General features: G+C 58.1%; 16 protein-coding genes and 1 other RNA gene. 3 read left to right on the top strand and 14 right to left on the bottom strand.

The features are described from left to right. Positions 1-397 precede the first annotated feature (397 nt). The 11 genes from LVE68_RS06655 to LVE68_RS06605 form a co-directional block, all read right to left on the bottom strand. Positions 398-1,450 (bottom strand): DUF262 domain-containing protein, encoded by a 1,053-nt coding sequence (locus tag LVE68_RS06655; RefSeq protein ID WP_233006239.1) that lies wholly within the window; start codon positions 1,448-1,450, stop codon positions 398-400. 14 nt (positions 1,451-1,464) lie between these two features. Beyond that, positions 1,465-2,070: a hypothetical protein gene (locus LVE68_RS06650; RefSeq protein ID WP_233006238.1), complete on the bottom strand. Its 606-nt coding sequence runs from the start codon at positions 2,068-2,070 to the stop codon at positions 1,465-1,467. Between the two features lie 538 nt (positions 2,071-2,608). Next, positions 2,609-3,340, bottom strand: a complete 732-nt coding sequence (locus LVE68_RS06645) for a hypothetical protein (RefSeq protein WP_233006237.1) — start codon at positions 3,338-3,340, stop codon at positions 2,609-2,611. A 170-nt stretch (positions 3,341-3,510) separates the two neighbouring features. Continuing rightward, entirely contained in the window at positions 3,511-3,699 is a 189-nt protein-coding gene (locus LVE68_RS06640) for a hypothetical protein (RefSeq protein ID WP_233006236.1), read from the bottom strand. Between the two features lie 333 nt (positions 3,700-4,032). Continuing rightward, the gene (locus tag LVE68_RS06635; RefSeq protein WP_233006235.1) at positions 4,033-4,254 is read right to left on the bottom strand and encodes a helix-turn-helix transcriptional regulator; all 222 of its coding nucleotides are present in this window, start codon (positions 4,252-4,254) and stop codon (positions 4,033-4,035) included. A gap of 98 nt (positions 4,255-4,352) precedes the next feature. Continuing rightward, a complete protein-coding gene (locus tag LVE68_RS06630; protein WP_233006234.1) occupies positions 4,353-5,204 on the bottom strand; it encodes a hypothetical protein in 852 nt (283 codons plus the stop codon). 446 nt (positions 5,205-5,650) lie between these two features. Next, complete coding sequence (locus LVE68_RS06625; protein ID WP_233006233.1) at positions 5,651-6,889, bottom strand: tyrosine-type recombinase/integrase; 1,239 nt, start codon at positions 6,887-6,889, stop codon at positions 5,651-5,653. Positions 6,890-7,077: 188 nt separating this feature from the next. Continuing rightward, positions 7,078-7,467: a transfer-messenger RNA gene (ssrA, locus tag LVE68_RS06620) on the bottom strand. 133 nt (positions 7,468-7,600) lie between these two features. Beyond that, on the bottom strand, positions 7,601-8,953 hold the full coding sequence (locus LVE68_RS06615) for a sodium-dependent transporter (RefSeq protein ID WP_233006232.1): 1,353 nt from the start codon (positions 8,951-8,953) through the stop codon (positions 7,601-7,603). A 43-nt stretch (positions 8,954-8,996) separates the two neighbouring features. Beyond that, positions 8,997-9,476, bottom strand: coding sequence for an SsrA-binding protein SmpB (gene smpB / locus LVE68_RS06610; RefSeq protein WP_233006231.1), 480 nt, complete (start codon positions 9,474-9,476; stop codon positions 8,997-8,999). Between the two features lie 19 nt (positions 9,477-9,495). Continuing rightward, positions 9,496-10,914, bottom strand: coding sequence for a sodium-dependent transporter (locus LVE68_RS06605; RefSeq protein WP_233006230.1), 1,419 nt, complete (start codon positions 10,912-10,914; stop codon positions 9,496-9,498). A gap of 188 nt (positions 10,915-11,102) precedes the next feature. Here LVE68_RS06605 and LVE68_RS06600 point away from each other — a divergent pair, with 188 nt between their 5' ends. Beyond that, the gene (locus LVE68_RS06600; RefSeq protein WP_233006229.1) at positions 11,103-11,543 is read left to right on the top strand and encodes a type II toxin-antitoxin system RatA family toxin; all 441 of its coding nucleotides are present in this window, start codon (positions 11,103-11,105) and stop codon (positions 11,541-11,543) included. After that, positions 11,540-11,884, top strand: coding sequence for an RnfH family protein (locus LVE68_RS06595; protein ID WP_233006228.1), 345 nt, complete (start codon positions 11,540-11,542; stop codon positions 11,882-11,884). The genes LVE68_RS06600 and LVE68_RS06595 overlap by 4 nt, the downstream gene beginning before the upstream one ends. A 73-nt stretch (positions 11,885-11,957) precedes the next feature. Here LVE68_RS06595 and LVE68_RS06590 read toward each other — a convergent pair whose 3' ends face one another. After that, positions 11,958-12,305: an outer membrane protein assembly factor BamE gene (locus tag LVE68_RS06590; RefSeq protein ID WP_233006227.1), complete on the bottom strand. Its 348-nt coding sequence runs from the start codon at positions 12,303-12,305 to the stop codon at positions 11,958-11,960. Positions 12,306-12,632: 327 nt separating this feature from the next. Between LVE68_RS06590 and fur the strand changes: the two genes are divergently transcribed. After that, positions 12,633-13,043 carry a ferric iron uptake transcriptional regulator gene (gene fur, locus LVE68_RS06585; protein WP_233006226.1) on the top strand — a complete coding sequence of 137 codons (411 nt, stop codon included), beginning with the start codon at positions 12,633-12,635 and terminating at the stop codon, positions 13,041-13,043. Between the two features lie 87 nt (positions 13,044-13,130). Here fur and LVE68_RS06580 read toward each other — a convergent pair whose 3' ends face one another. Continuing rightward, complete coding sequence (locus tag LVE68_RS06580; RefSeq protein WP_233006225.1) at positions 13,131-13,571, bottom strand: OsmC family protein; 441 nt, start codon at positions 13,569-13,571, stop codon at positions 13,131-13,133. A gap of 179 nt (positions 13,572-13,750) precedes the next feature. After that, positions 13,751-14,344, bottom strand: coding sequence for a 1-acyl-sn-glycerol-3-phosphate acyltransferase (locus LVE68_RS06575; RefSeq protein ID WP_233006224.1), 594 nt, complete (start codon positions 14,342-14,344; stop codon positions 13,751-13,753). Positions 14,345-14,473: the final 129 nt, after the last annotated feature.

The following is a 14,473-nucleotide window of genomic DNA, read 5'->3' as shown; positions in this document are numbered from 1 at the left end:
TTGATCGAACCCGGCGCATTTGCATTCCACTCGCGACAGCTCTGCCAAATTAAAAAAGGCCCGCTACCTTGCGGTAGCGGGCCTTTTTAATTTGGTGGGATGGCGGGAGTCGAAAAGGTGCTGTAACTATATGATATTAAAGGAGTAATGTGGGTTCTAGGGTGGCTAACCCGTCACAAAACCAGTCCAGCTGAGCAAAGTGTTCGATGTTTTATCTCGTGGGCTAATTGGTGCGCTATTTGGTCCAGGCGGCAGCTCAGTACTTATTCCCAGCAGCGTGCGGGCCATTGCATGGAAGCCATGAGAGGGGCTCCAAGCTGGAGGCCTGGGCTGCTGCTAATTGCAGAGGCGCCGGCGGAAATGAATGCTCTCGGCGCTTCTACCTTGCAGATTCCCTCTATTGTTGCAGTTGGTTGCGTAGGAGTTTTTCAATGGTTTCGCCTCGAACTGTGCGACTTTTTCTGTGGTTGCTCCCTTGAGCAGCGGCATGCGCATAGTTAGCTAGTGCATTCCTATAGCTATCGGAAATTCCCTCTACCTCTTCATGAGCTCGAATTCTCTCAAGATGGTTTTCAAAGTTTTCAAGAATTTCGCGAACTTCCGAGGGTTCTAAAGTTAGTTTATCGTCATGTAGAGCCCGGTCAATTTCAATGATGAGTGAGAATACGTCGGCCTTTTTGAACCACCGTGACTTAGGGTCTAGGCTCATGGAATCAATGAACTCTAGAGATTTGGTCACTCGGTACTGGAACTCTTCACCTCTAGGATACTCATCGTTGTAGCGTTCGAGGAAAGCATCGTGTGCATCGCTATCATCGAAGTACCCCTGCTCAATAGTGATGAGCACTGATAGCTGAAATGAAATATCTCCCATGCGACGAATGTCAGAAATTTTGAATACGCCGTGCTCTGAAAAAAATGGGTGCGCTGCAAGGGTTTCGGCGGTCTTCTTAATCGCGCCGTCGTACCTCGCATTGGCTAATTCCATGGCGTTAAGACCATACTTGGTCGAGTTAATTCGTTGAAAAACTTCCTTAACGTAATCCACAGGAACATTTCCCAAATCACGGACTACAACCGTGTATTCTAGAAATGCAGTTTTTGTATCAGGGTCAAGCTTTTCGTAAGCTGGAACCTCTGAAGGGAGTTTAAGGTCTTTATCGCCGTTAAAATATGCGACTATAGTTGAAACCCTTTGTTGACCGTCAACAAGCCACTCGGTGCCCTGAGCTGTGGTGGGATCAACTGCGCCGGCACAAACATATATTTCGGGAAATGGAAGGTGCTGGAGGATTGTCTCGATAAAGGCTACTTTATCTTTGTTTGTCCAGACTAGTCGCCGTTGGAAGTCTGGCCTAGGTAATAGCGTTTCGGTTCGAACTGCAGATATTATTTCGCGGATCCTTCTGTTGGTCGCATTGGTTCTTAATTCGTATTTAACCTCAGCCATTTTTTGTTCCCTTTTTATCTGGATCCATTTGTGGAGAGTTCAATTTCATCTGCACATTTTTTAACGGATTGTACATGATAGCTCTCAAAGAACTTCCAGTCGTTATAAACTGCGCCTCGGATCTTTATTCCCACTGACCTCGACAAACTGTTAAAGAAGTCCCACCAATCACTAACCTCTGGTGCTTCAATGCTGGGGAATTTATCAGGCCTAATCCATCCTCTAAGTAGATACTTCGCAAAAGCATCACGATTCGGCCAATTTGAACTTGTCATGTTAGCCTTGTGAATTTCCCACCATATGGTGTCGAAAAGCCGTTGGTCAATGATAGCTACATCGACATCAGACTTGTCGTTAAATGGTACATACCGTTTATGCGGAGCAATGCTGAACCCCAGTTTTCCTGATCCAACCAAGATGACATTCGCTGGGTGAGTGTCAAAGTGGTCAGCAATTGACCTGGCTAATTCAAATTCGTCGTCGGGATTAGGGTATACAAATGCTTGGCCAAAGATGATGTGGCGACGAAGTAGGTCGAGTGAATCGACTACAGTTAATTTAGCCTTGAATTCGCTGATTAATGGTAATGATTCTGGCAGATCAGTTATTTTTATGCGCATCCTGGGATCCGGGGTGTGTGTCACCTTGCGAGAAGCCTCTAACCGACGAATTCTCTGGAAATAAGGATTTCCGGGCAAGGCTGTCACTAATCGCGTATTACTCTAGTTGCAGGGATTCTATCATCTATCGTATAGGTTTTCGTAGCCGTAAATGGATGCGCTTGGATTGATGTTTTAGGCCGAAAACAAAGCCGATGACCTTATTCATGTGATACTAAAGCGTTATTTTGAGGCGGCGCTGGCTTCTAGGTCAGGCTCAATCGCTGGTGATGAGCTTCGCTTAAGGTAAGAGGTTGGTCATTGCAGTGGGTCGGTGGCTCCATAATGGTTCGCTGAATAGCCTATAAAAATGGTAGTTTTTAACCTGTTCCGTTGGATGGTGATGGGCGAATGACCAACCACCCACCCCCTGAAGAAAAATCCTATAAATAGTGGAGCCTCGCGCTGCTGCGGACCCGTGAGGGCAACACCCAGGGAAGGACCCGTGCCACTCAATGGCTAAGAAGGCCGCGTGACAAGGGCCACCCTGAGGGCCGACTCAATCCGCGCCCACGTAGTCGGCAAGCCACTGCTCATTGGTTTGTTCTTCAGGGGTAGTGGGGGAGGGGCTCATGGTGCCCGTATACCCGTGTTCCCTTGTTACCGTATTACCGTTCTTTTGTCGCCCCGTACTTCCATCCGGCTGTATCTCCGGTGGTTGCTGGCTTTGCGCGGTTTCCTTGTCCGGCGCACTTGTCCGGCAGTTGTCCGGGATTTGTCCGGTAACTGTCAGGCAACTGTCCGGAAGCTCTCCGGCTCGCACCTCTATGGGCAGAGTATCAGCGCCTTTCACAATGGTCGTTCCAGCCCTACGTGGCGCCGAGATGTCTGATGCCGCATTCACCCCCACCAAGCGCACCAGGTCGATATGGCTCAGGGACAGTGGCGACGGATCGTGCAGCCGCTCACCGCTGGCTGTGGAGCAGGTGAATACCAGACTGGCCAGCTTGCCCATGTAATCGTGAAAGGCGCTCAGACGCCGGGGCACAGGTAAGCCTGTGGATACCCAGAAGCCGTAGAACTTGAATCTCTCGGTTATCCGAAATTGCCTGCGCGGGAGGGGGCCGCCCTTCTTCCCGTGCTTGGTGTTCCTATTACGGCGCGTCTCCGCGTTGAATATGGAATAGCGCTCGCTACCGTCAATCAGGTTGCGGAATTGCAGTGCCACACCGCCACGCTTGCTGGGGCCGTAGTTGCCGACTGAATAGTCCAGGTACTCCAGTGCAGCCATGTCGGCCATCCGCGCAGCCTCGATAACTAATTGTCGCTCGTGCCGTTCCAGCCAGTCAGCGGGCACAGGGCTGCCACTGGCGGGGACTATCGTAAGTCGGCCACACTCCACCGCGATAACGTCTCCACGCGCCAGAAGCTGCGTTAGCAGCGCTCTAGCAGACCCGCTCATCAGTCCTCCGGCTTGCTCGCCGAGCGGATCTGGCGCGGTTTTGCTACAGGGTCGCCGACCGCTTCCGGATCAGTGCCAATGGTGTGCAGCAGCAGTCGCTTAGCCAGCTTGCATACTTCCCCGTCGTTGCGGGCGTCCACTACCAGGGGCACGGTAATAGCCTGCTCGATTTCGACCACGTATCTCATAGGGCACCCCCAAGGCGTTGTTTCTCGCTCTCTGGCAGCCTGTAGACGCCGTGCCAGCCTTTGACGCCGTCACGGTCGGTATGGTTTACGTGCTCGCACAGAATGAGTACCCCGCGCTGTCTCAGGCGGCTTACAAGGTCAGGGCTATTACTGGTGCCCGCTATTCGATCCAGTTCCTCGCGGCTGCGGGGGCGCTCCAAGAGTGCTGTCAGGGCACGGCGCTGCCGTGGTGTGAGGTGTAGCGCGGTGGAGGTGTTACCATTAGCCTTGCTATCTGCCGTATCGGGATCGCCCTGTGCCGGGGCGGTTCTGTTTCCTTTCATGGCCGCGCCCTCAGTTCTGAGATTCTGAAATGAGCTTCTGCTTCAGCTCCAGCAGGTAGGAGCCTTCCCATACAGTGGTTTTCGGTCCCAGCTTGATTCCACGTCGGGCGCGTCCGGTCTTACTCCAGTGCCACCAAGTGGACAGGCCGATGCCAAACAGCCGGGCACACTCTGGAGCCCGGTACATGGCGGCGGCGTTGATTGTTTCGGGAATTGGGTTGGTTGTGTTCATGTATTAGCCTTTTCGGGTTGGGGTTAGATTGGCTAATACGGATTCTTTACAACGGGCGGCCGTGACGTAATCTGCCTAAAAAGAGAAATTTCCTGCTCTTAGTCACAGGGGGTAGATTCCGGCATATAGAAAATTCCCTCCTTGTCACATGGTGACTTCCCTACAGTGTCGCGCACGGTTGCCATGCTGACGTCCACCCCCAATAGCACCCACACTAACTTTCTGACTGTTCCATATTGGGGAGAGCCCAGGAAGCGTGTGAAATAGACGCCCAAGCGGCGGGTAACTATCAGGTACTCGGGGCCATGCGGACTGCTGTTCTTTTGTACTAGTGCCCGCTCGTGAACTCTTTCCTCCGCTATTCTTTGTCGCAAGCGCTCCAACACTTCCGACACATACGGGCGATTCCCACAAAGGAAAAGGCTTGGTTCCCGACGCCCCTCGATGCCCCCCGGCTCACTGTAGGCTGGGGTGAAACCTGTGTAGAAATGCCGCTTGATTGCGGCCTCAAATTCTAGTGGTCGCATCAAGTTCCAAACGGGGTGGTCTAACTCGAACTTGCGCAGAAGGGCTACTAATTCATTCAGCTTCTTGGTTATGTCAGCATGGCTATCTTCGCGCTCTCCAGGGGTGGCATAGTCCCATGGGGACCGGTCGTATAAAGCCATGAGCACATACTGAAAAAAGCCGGTTTCCCAGTCGATAAGCTCCAATTTTGCGAATGCTCGTCTCAGGTGCCGCCAAACGGTGACCATCTCAGGATTGGTGCACAATTTGGTAATTACCGGGGCTAGCTCGCTTTTAGGGCGCCCGTATGTAGCGCGCAGTCCGCATCCGGCCCCAGCTCCTTTAATTTCGCCATGCTCCCAGAATTCGCCGTCTTCCCCGCCCATTATGAGGCGGTAGTGTCTAGCCATGGCTGCGGGTACACACTCCAATACAGGTTTCACGCTCTCCCCCTTGCAGACAACCCTTACGATAGGATTAGCACCAGGCCGGGCGGCGGCTTTTCGTGAGCTGCCCTAGGTGCTGAAATTCGGTGGCTACGCTCTTAGTACTGAGAGTGCATTGAGGTCAAATCCTGGATAACGGCTTTCTCTACCACCTGTGCTCGCTGTTCAGTGTGGCCGTGTGCTCTAGCCACCTGCGCCGCTACCCTTGCGGGCTGCTCCACCCGGTAGCGAATCCCACCCCCTACCGCAGAAATTTCTTGCCCCAGTACCCTCACCATTTCCCGCAGAGTGTCGGGGTCCTCGCATTTGAGTGCATGAGAAAGACCGGCGCTCAGTCGCTCCAAGTCTTGGAGCTGCTCTAACGTGTGTAAATCCATGGTGGGTTCTTCTCTGGTTGTCGGGTGCGGCCAATGGGCCAGTTTTATGGAATGATTATTATTTGCTTACCTTGCCCCATTTGCGCCAAAGGCCGCGCTAACTATGTTATCGGCCCCGGCCTGAACTCTCAGGTTGTCCAGATAATCGGCCCATTTCTGCATCATGGCGGCCCGCTGGGGCAGGTGCTTAGTGCGGTTATAGGCGCGCCCCAGAGTGTCCTTCACTCCGTGGGCCAGCTGGTGTTCGATGTAGTCCACCCGGAAGCTCAAAACCTCATCCAGCAGTGTTCTCGCCATTGCGCGGAAGCCGTGGGCGGTCATGGTGTTGTTGTCGTAGCCCAGCGAACGTAGCGCCGTCCTGACGCCGTTATCGGACAGGGGGCGACTCTGGCCCCGGGCGGATGGGAAAACGTACTTGCCGCGGCCAGTTAGGGGCTCCAGCTCCCGCAGCAGCGCCAGGGCCTGCTGAGCCAATGGAATAATGTGCGGCTCGCCCATTTTCATCTTCTCGGCAGGTAGCTCTATCTGGCGGGCCTCCCAGTTGATTTCCGTCCATTCCAGCTTGCGCAGTTCGCCGGGCCGGCAGAACAGCAGCGGGGATAGCTTGAGGGCCGTTCGCACTATGGGGGTCCCCTGGTATCCATCTATGCCTGCCAGTAGGCGGCCCACCTCCACGGGGTCCGTAATGGCCGCCAAGTGCTTTTTCTTGGTAGGGGTGAGCGCGCCGCTCAGGTCGGTGGTGGGGTCGCGGTCGGCCTTGCCGGTGGCCACAGCGAAGCGGAATACCTGGCTTGCTACCCGCTTTACCCGGTGCGCGGTTTCCAGGGTTCCCCGGCTCTCGATCCGGCGCAGGCAGCGCAGCACTTCGGGCGGCGTAATCTCGGCAATGGGGCGCTTCCCCAGATAGGGAATCAGGTCACGGTCGAGGGCGAGGTTTGCCCGGTCCCTGGATGACTTCGAGAGGTGGGCCATCCGGGCCGCAAACCATTCCTGGCTGACAGCGGCAAAGCTGTTCCGGTTGGCTTCCAGGGCGGATTCCTTGAGGGCGCGCCTGACGTCGCGGGGGTCTATGCCTTCGGCCACGTGGCGACGGGCTTCGTCGCGCAGTTCCCGCGCGCGCTTTAGGGTCACATCAGGGTAGAGGCCCAGCGCCATCTCCGGGCGCTTGCCGTGGAGGCGGAAGCGGAATACCCAGCGCTTGGCGCCGGTGGGGGTGACTTCGATAGCGAGGCCCTTCTCGTCGGCCTCGATGTACTTCCTGTCGCGGGGCTTGAGCGCCCGTAGCTTGGTGTCTGACAGCGGCATTGGCTGCGGCTTCCGTGCTGGTTTGGACGGGTTGGGCGGGGGCGCTGGGCTCAACCCGTCCAATAACCCGTCCAGAAACTCCTAGATTTGGACGGGTTGAATTAGATTAACTGGGATAAGCCAGATAAGCAAAAGCCCCGAAAACGCTGGGCTTCCGGGGCTTTTTGAGTCTGTCTGAGACAGTTGTTTGGTGGAGATGGCGGGAGTCGAACCCGCGTCCGTCAGCACTCTGCCATGAGCTCTACATGCTTAGGTCCATCTATTGATTTAGCCGCATACAGCCCGATGGGCAGGACGTAATTGGCGAGCCTGAATAAGTTTTAACCCTTCCACGTCAGGCACGCTTCAGGGCGATCCAGTTCTGTATGACAGCCAGCAGCGCGGTACTGGAACCTTGCTGAAGGCTGCTAAGGGACGAACCCTTAGTTAGTGCTTCACAGGCTGCTTACGCAGCGAGTTGGGCACCGTAGTTGTCGTCGTTGGCAACTAATAGATTGCAGCTTTGGATTTACGTGATTCGCTACCATCACGGCATGCACCCATGGTTTCGTCACCGGCGTCGAATCCAAGTCATCCCCGATGCAAAACCCTGTGTGGTCTAGGACTTAGTATACCGGATTTTGTTCCCGGACAATATGCCCCGACACGACCAGATGGTGAAGATGGTCGCGGATGGCCAGTTATGGACGGCCAGTCGCGACCAGAAAGTCATCAGCCCAGCAATACCGACTGGGCGAAAGCGGCGAAGATCAGCAGCGGGCACACGATGCGCACGTACCAGGGCCAGATCTTCCAGAACAGGGTTCTCTCGATGCCCTCGTGGCCCTTCTCCAGCTCCGTGAGCAGTTGGTCACGGCGCCAGATCCAGCCGGCGAAGATACACAGGGACACGCCCAGCAGGGGCTGGCCGTACTCGGTGCTGATGCTGATGACCAGCCCGAACAGGGCATCGAAATTGAAGATGATCAGGCTGCTGATGGCAAAAATGACCAGGCCGACCAACATGGTCGCCCGTTTGCGCCCCAGCTTCAGGTTCTCGATGGAGAAGGCAACGGGGACTTCCAGCATGGAGATGGAGGACGTCACCGAAGCGATGGTCATCAGGGCGAAGAAGGCGATGGCCACGAACAGGCCGGCGGTGCCCATGGTGTCGAACAGGGCCGGCAGCACCTGCAGGATCAGGCCCGGCCCGGCGATCAGCTCGCCGCTTTCGGAGAAGATCTGGGTGCCCGCTTCCTGGGCCACGTACATGGCCGGCAGGATCAGCAGGCCGGCGGTGAAGGCGATGCCCACGTCGATCAGGGTTACCAGGGCGCCCAGCCGCGGCAGGCTCTCCTGCTTGCTCAGGTAGGAGCCGTAAATCAGCATAGTGCCCACGCCCAGCGACAGGGAGAAGAAGGCCTGGCCCATGGCGGACACCAGCAGCTGCGGTGACAGGTGGCTGAAGTCGGGCATCAGGTAGACCTCGAGGCCGGTCATGGCGCCGGGCTGGGTCAGTACATAGATGATCAACAGCAGCAACAGGATGATCAGCGCGGGCATCAGCAGGGTGGACCAGCGCTCGATACCCTTCTCCACGCCGCTGGCAATGATCACCATGGTGATGGAGCTGAACAGGGCGGTAAACAGGAGGTTGCGGGATGTGCTGCTGCCGGTCAGCCACTCGGCGGCGCCGCCGGCTCCCCACAGTTGAGCAAAGGGCTCCACCAGGTGCGCGACCATCCAGCCGGCAACAATGGAGTAAAAGCTCAGGATAAGCGATGCCACCAGGATGCCACCGAAGCCGGTGAGGTTGGCAAAGAAGCGGCTTACCGGGCCCTCGGCCACGCCGCGCAGCGCCTGGACCATGTTACGGCGCGCGTGGCGGCCGATGGTGAGCTCGGCCATCAGGGCCGGGTAGGCCAGCAGGAAGGCCAGGATCAGGTAAACCACCACGAAGGCGGCGCCGCCATTGCCGGCGGCCTTGGTGGGGAAGCCCCAGATATTGCCCAGGCCAACGGCGGAGCCCGCCGCGGCCATCAGGAAGCCGATGTTGGAGCTGAATTGTCCTCTCGGTGCACTCATGAGTAACCCTGTAATTATTTTTCTATCGGGCGCCGGCGCCCTACTACTTGTGTTCGGTGCGCATCAGGCGCTGTTTCTCGCGGTTCCAGTCGCGCTTCTTCTCGGTCTCGCGCTTGTCGTGATGGGCCTTGCCCTTGGCGAGGGCGATCTCGCACTTGATCAGGTGCTTCTTCCAGTAGAGCGCGGTGCAGACGACGGCATAGCCCTTCTGGTCGACAGACGCAATCAACTTGGCCAGCTCGCGCTTGTTGAGCAGCAGGCGGCGGGTGCGGTCGGGCTCGGTGACGAAGTGGGTAGAGGCGCTGGGCAGCGGCTGGATGCGCGCACCCAGCAGCCAGGCCTCGCCATTCTTGAAAATAACGTAGCTGTCCGTCAGCTGGGCCTTGCCCTCGCGGCAGCTTTTCACTTCCCAGCCCTGCAGTTCCATACCCGCCTCGAACTTCTCCTCGATGAAGTAGTCGTGGCGCGCCCGCTTGTTCAGGGCGATGGTACGGGAGGAGTTTGCGCTTTTCTTTTTGGCCATGGATACAACAAGTGCCTGATTAGAAGAAACTGTGCCCGAAGTACTTCTCGGCTACTGTGTTGATAAACACCAGTAGCAGGATCAGGGGGATGAAAGTCCCCAGGGAGAAGTTGACGTACTTCTGGGAGAGGCTGCCGGCAAAGCTGGGGTCACCTTCCTGCAGCTCGCGGTCGAAATTGGCCCGCTTCCACTTGTAGATGACGAATAGGCATACCAGCAGGCCGTTCAGTGGCAGGATCGTAGAATAAAAGATCAGCTCTACCAGATCAAAGAAAGACTTGTTCTCGCCGGCGATGGATACAAACTGGGTTAGCCAGTCGGCCATGCCGAACGACATGGCGCAGGCAATGGCCAGCACCAGTTGTATGGCGGCGATGCTGTAGATCGCTTTCTTGCGCTCCATGCCGCGCTCGTCACACAGGGTCGCTACCGGTACCTCGATAATGGAGACCAGCGAAGTGATCGCGGCCACCAGCACCAGGAAGAAGAATACCGCTGCGAAGGCGCTGGCCCCGAAGTAGCCGATATTTTCCTGCAGGGCGAGGAAGATCTTCGGCAGGAACAGGAAAATCATGCCGGCCGAGGAGTCACTCAGTTCGGTGGGGTCGATCTGCGGATTGAAGTGGAAAATGGTGGGCAGGATCAGCAGGCCCGCGGTAAATGCCACCAGGGTGTCGGTCAGGGCCACGGCCTTGGCGGAACCCGGTATCGAGTCCCGCTTCTTCATATAGGAGCCGTAGGTAATCATGATGCCCATACCCAGCGACAGGGAGAAGAAGGCCTGCGCCATGGCATTGTTGACCACCTCGGCGTTGAGCTTGGACAGGTCGGGGGTCAGGTAGTACTTGACGCCCAGCATGGCGTTTTCCTGGGTCAGCACGAATATCACCAAACCCAGCAGCATCACGAACAGCATCGGCATCAGGGTCTTGGCGGCGCGCTCGATACCGTCCTTGACCCCCATGGCGAGGATGCCGTTGATGATCAGCATCAGCACCACCAGGTAAGCGAACACGATGGGGGAATTGATGAACTGGCCGAAATGCTCGCCGGCAGCCAGCTGGTCCAGGTTGCCGCCCAGGGTTGCCACCAGGTAGCCGAGTACCCAGACGGTTACCACCAGGTAAAAGACAGCGATCATGAATGGGGTGATCAGGGCAAACCAGCCGGGAATACGCCAGCCAATGGAGCCCCCGGAGACCTGGCGGTAGGCGCCAACCGGGTCCTTGTCGCTTTTACGACCCAGTGCCAGCTCGGCCATCATCACGGGAAGGCAGATCAGGAACACAAACAGTGCATATACCAGCAGGAAGGCCCCGCCGCCGCTCTTGGTGGCGGCGACCGGAAAGGCCACCAGGTTGCCGATTCCCACGGCGGAACCCGCCGCGGCGAGGATAAACCCCAGTCGCGATCCAAAATGCTCTCTTGCTGCGGACATAGTACTCTCGCTTGCCTGTTATTCTTGTCTTTACACCGCCGGCAGCGGCGACCGGCCGGGCACCCCGGCCGGATAAAGCTGCGATTGTTGCAGGAATTGACTTGCTTGAGTAGCGCCGACTGGCAAAATTGCCCGCTCCGCGCGCGGAAATGGCCGTGTGGGCGGCAGTATTGGAAAGATTGGAAAGCATGGCAGAGATAGAGCGCAGTGCACTGGTGATGTTCAGTGCAGAGCAGATGTTTGACCTGGTGAACGATGTGGAGAGCTATCCCCAGTTCCTGCCCGGCTGCAAGAGTGCTGAAATTTTGCACAGTGACGAGAATACCCTGGAGGCGCGCCTGGAGCTCAGCCGGGCCGGTATCCACCAGAGCTTTGTCACCCGCAACCAGCTGGAGCGGCCGACGCGCATGACGCTGGAGCTGGTGGACGGCCCGTTCGAGCACTTCGAGGGGCTCTGGCACTTCTCGCCGCTGGCACACGACGCCTGCAAGGTGAGCTTTGCGCTGTCTTTCCGGCTGCGCAACCGGCTGGTGGCAGCGGCTGTGGGCAAGCTGTTCAGTGAGCTGGCCAACCAGATGGTGCGGGTCATGTGTGAACGCGCCGAGCACGTATACGGGAAACCGCAATGACCGATATGAAGACAATTGCCGTGGAGGTGGTGTACGCACTGCCGCACGAACAGCGGCTGGTGAGCCTGCTGGTACCGCCCGGCACCACGGCGACCGAGGCCCTGGTCCGTTCCGGGTTGCCGGAAGAGTACCCGGGGATCGATCCGGCGACGGCGCGGCTGGGCATCTTCGGCCAGGCGCTGGGGACCAAGGGGCTGGCGGTGGCCGATCAGTATGAGCTGAAGCCGGGAGACCGGGTGGAGGTATACCGGCCGTTGATTGCAGACCCGAAAGAGGCCCGCAAGCAGCGTGCGGAGAAGGCCCGGCGCAAGGCGCAGGAGGCCGGTGGTAAAGCGGATTAAATGGCCGCGCTGCCCGGTGTTTTGGGCAGGCAGCAGCCGGGGCGCCGCCGGGCGCCGCTGAAGGAGGGCGCTGTTACTGCGGCCAGCCGGCCGGCTGCCAGTCGCCGCTGGTGGCAATCAGCAGGTCGCCATTGAAGTAGACGGAGAACTTCTTCTGTTCCACTTCGCCCTTTGGGTCGCGCACGCGGTTCACGTAATCCCAGCGATTGGCGTTGAAGGTGTCTTCGAGCAGCGGTGTACCCAGCACGAAGCGCACCTGCCGGCGGGTCATGCCCGGCTTGAGCTGGTTTACCATTTCCTGGGTAATGATATTGCCCTGCTGGACTTCGATCCGGTGCACGCCCGGAAACTTGAACAGGCTGCAGGCGCTGATCAGTGCGCAGAGGCCGGCAATGGCGAGGGCTTTCAGGGTCGTTGGCATTCAATGCTCCATTGTTATCTCGATGCTGGCGGAACCGGCTTGCCGGGCCGGGAATGGTCCACCTGGGTAAGGGTAGGCGCCCCGGGGCGCTGAAAGTTCCCGTTGCCGGCGCCTCACGCCCCCTCATATCAGGGGAGGCGGCTGTGCCGGGGCCGGGCCAGGGAGCGCCGGGGTTCCGCTGACTACGCTCGGCGTGGATAATACCGCAAGAGTTGGCGAGCTGACAGGCATCGGAGTGCCTGTCTGTGTCCGGCCGCCCCGGTTACATCCGGGCCGGTAACTGGCTGTATCGCCGAAACCAGAAGAATTTTCCCGGGAAACTGATCCATGTCGAACGAAAACCAGGAACTGCGCAAAGCCGGTCTCAAAGTGACGCTGCCGCGAGTCAAAATCCTGCAGCTGCTCGAGAACGCGAGTGAGCAGCACCTGAGCGCTGAAGATGTCTACAAGTTGCTGCTGGACGCCGGGGAGGATGTTGGCCTGGCGACGGTGTATCGCGTCCTGACACAGTTTGAGAGTGCCGGGCTGGTGATGCGACACAACTTCGATGGCGGGCACTCGGTGTTCGAGCTGGATCGCGGCGACCACCACGACCATATGGTGTGTACCGATAGCGGCAGGGTAATCGAGTTCCACAATGAGGAAATCGAGCGCCTGCAGCAGCAGATCGCCGAGGAGCACGGCTATGAGCTCACCGGGCACAGCCTGGTGTTGTATGTGAAGAAAAAGGATTCCTGACCGGTCAACCGGAAAGCCGCTCCCCCACTATGGGGGCGGCCCATGGCCGCGACAACCCGGCTGTTAACCCGGGTTCTCCCCCTCCCTTCATGCCTGTCTTTGGCGGACCCTCACCTCGAGCGTTACCCCGGCCACCAGCGAATTGGTCACCAGGCAGCTTTCCTCCGCCTTGTGCAGTAGCCGCTCCGCTTCCCCGGTGTCACCACCTGCGGGTATCTCCAGTTCGGCCGAGATGGTAAATGCGGTGAACTGTGTCTTGCGGTCGCGCCGGTCGAGGGTGCCGTTCGCCTCGCAGGCCAGGGAGTGCCACTCCAGTTGCTTGAATGTTGCGATCGCCCGGAAAGTAAGGATGAAGCAATCCGCCAGCGCTGCCACCAGCAGGTCCTCCGGCGACCAGTGATCCCCGGGCCCGCCAAACTGTACCGGCGGCGCGGAGGTAAGGGGTTCAACCCCATCTGTGGATAACTCGACATCACTGCCGGGATCGGCCCGGGCGGCCACCCGGTACTGGTGGGGAAGTTCCTGCATGGCCTGGCACCTCACAAAGCGCTGACTCGCCAAAGGCTAGGGTCAGGCGCCCCGGGCCACCAGCCTCGGGCCTTGCCCCGTGGCTGGTGCATATCGCTGCGGTCCATGCACCCTGCGGGTGTGCAGGCTGCGTTATTTGTGGGGACGGCCCATGGTCGTGATCGGTTGCGCCGAGCGCCTTACGCCGGCGGCGTGTAGCGCTGCGGGAACTTGCCAATCTTGTCGGCATAGAAGTCACGGAACCGTTCCAGCTCGCGGGCCAGGTCGGCGCTCATTTCAAAGGCCGGCCCCATGCCCACTTCTTTCCTGGGGAAATTGATGAACCCGCATACCACCGGCACACCGGCACCGCGGGCAATATGGTAAAAGCCGGTCTTCCAGCGTTCCGCCATACCGCGGGTGCCTTCCGGCGGCACGGCGATCACCAGGGAGGCGCTGCGCTTGAACTGCTCCACCGTTGCCTCGACCAGGTTATTGGCCTTGCTGCGGTCCACGGCGATGCCGCCAAACCACCGCATCATGCCGCCCAGCGGGAACTTGAACAGCTTGTCCTTCCCCATCCACTGGGGCACCAGGCCCAGCTTGAGGGCGGTGAGGATAAAGTAGTAGCCATCCCAGTTGGTGGTATGCGGGGCGCCCAGCAGTACGTATTTCTTCAGTTTGAGCGCCGATTCGTCAGCGACCACCCGCCAGCCGTGCAGTTTCAGCAACAGCTTCGCGACCTGGCGCAGGATCGGGGTGACAATCGGTGTGTTGAAAATGGTTCTCTGCATGAAATCAGCCAGATTGAATGTTGGCGGCGAATTATAGAGGCATTTCGGCGCCAATTCCGGTTAATTGCGGCTTTTATCAGTGTAGGGTGAATTGTCCCCGCCACGCGGCTGCAACAGCCGGGGCGCCCG

Source organism: Microbulbifer sp. YPW16 (genome assembly GCF_021290385.1).
GTDB lineage: Bacteria > Pseudomonadota > Gammaproteobacteria > Pseudomonadales > Cellvibrionaceae > Microbulbifer > Microbulbifer zhoushanensis.
This window is presented reverse-complemented; position numbering and strand designations above follow the sequence as displayed.